The 1,723-nt window shown below is 66.9% G+C and carries 2 pseudogenes; one reads left to right on the top strand and one right to left on the bottom strand.

Features of this window, described 5'->3' with window-relative positions:
* Nucleotides 1-280: 280 nt before the first annotated feature.
* Nucleotides 281-1,306: pseudogene (locus OC550_RS22250) on the top strand (IS110 family transposase); the annotation flags it as partial.
* Here the strand turns inward: OC550_RS22250 and OC550_RS22245 are convergent.
* Nucleotides 1,306-1,449: pseudogene (locus tag OC550_RS22245) on the bottom strand (transposase); the annotation flags it as partial. The pseudogenes OC550_RS22250 and OC550_RS22245 sit on opposite strands and share 1 nt — an antisense overlap.
* Between the last annotated feature and the right edge of the window lie 274 nt (nt 1,450-1,723).

The following is a 1,723-nucleotide window of genomic DNA, read 5'->3' as shown; positions in this document are numbered from 1 at the left end:
CTCCCGCGCGTGTCCCGCCCGCGCCCCCCGTTACCTTTTTCGTAGCCCTCTCCTGTTGCAGGATGAGGGTGTGCTGGCCGGTCGGTCCCGGCATGGTTGTTGCCCCCAGTCGTTGAAATGATCCGGGGGTGTTGCCACCGGGACCGACCCGGCGGGAGCTGATCGCTGATAGAGGCACGACGACGGGTCCTTTGTAACGTGGATGCCGACGGCTACCGCCATTGACCAGCCTGCACATGCGTTCGGGTTACGGCTCTGGGGAAGGCGGTTCGCTTTGATACTGGATCAGCAGGACATCGACGTGTTCATCGGATTGGACGTGGGAAAGTCCGACCACCATGCCGTCGCACTCGACACCACGGGCAAGCGGCTCTATGACCGCACGCTGCCCAACGACGAGGCGAAGCTGAAGCAGATCCTGACAGAGCTGGGCGGCCACGGCCGGATTCTGCTCGTCGTTGACCAGCCGGCCACGATCGGCGCGCTGCCCGTCGCGGTCGCCCGCGAGATGGGAGCGACGGTCGGCTATCTGCCGGGCCTGGCCATGCGCCGGATCGCGGACCTGCACCCGGGTCAGGCCAAGACGGATGCCCGGGACGCCGCGATCATCGCCGACGCAGCCCGGACCATGCCGCATACGCTGCGCTCGATCGCGCTCGGCGACGAAGCGATCGCCGAACTCGGGGTGCTCTGCGGCTTCGACGATGACCTCGCCGCGCAGATCACCGCGACCAGCAACCGGATCCGCGGACTGCTGACCCAGATCCATCCGGCCCTCGAACGCGCCCTTGGCCCGCACCTGGACCACCCTGCCGTCGCGGACCTGCTGACCCGGTATCCGACGCCGGCAGCGCTGAAAACAGCCGGCCGCGGCCACGTCCGCGCCCGGCTGAAGAAACGCGCGCCACGGGCTGCCGAACGCCTCACCGACGCGGTGTTCGCCGCCCTCGCCGAGCAGAGCGTGGTCGTCGCCGGCACCGACGCCGCCCGGATCGTGATACCCCGGCTGGCCGAGCAGCTGCTGTCCCTGCGGACCCAGCGCGATGACGTCGCGGCCCAGGTCGAAGCCATCGTGGAGGCCCACCCTCTTCACCAGGTCCTGACCTCGATGCCCGGCATCGGCGTCAGGACCTGCGCCCGCATCCTGACCGAAGTCGTCGGTAAAGACTTCAAAGACGCAGCACACCTGGCCTCCTACGCCGGCATCGCGCCGGTAACCCGCCGCTCCGGAACCTCGATCCGCGGCGAGCACACGAGCCGGCGCGGCAACAAAAAACTCAAACGAGCCTTGTTTCTTTCCGCCTGGATCTGCTTCAGCTTCGCCTCGTCGTTGGGCAGCGTGCGGTCATAGAGCCGCTTGCCCGTGGTGTCGAGTGCGACGGCATGGTGGTCGGACTTTCCCACGTCCAATCCGATGAACACGTCGATGTCCTGCTGATCCAGTATCAAAGCGAACCGCCTTCCCCAGAGCCGTAACCCGAACGCATGTGCAGGCTGGTCAATGGCGGTAGCCGTCGGCATCCACGTTACAAAGGACCCGTCGTCGTGCCTCTATCAGCGATCAGCTCCCGCCGGGTCGGTCCCGGTGGCAACACCCCCGGATCATTTCAACGACTGGGGGCAACAACCATGCCGGGACCGACCGGCCAGCACACCCTCATCCTGCAACAGGAGAGGGCTACGAAAAAGGTAACGGGGGGCGCGGGCGGGACACGCGCGGGAG

This window comes from Arthrobacter sp. Marseille-P9274 (genome assembly GCF_946892675.1).
Classification (GTDB): Bacteria; Actinomycetota; Actinomycetes; order Actinomycetales; family Micrococcaceae; genus Crystallibacter.
Note: the sequence above shows the minus strand (reverse complement) of the source record. Positions and strands in the feature narration are given on the sequence as shown.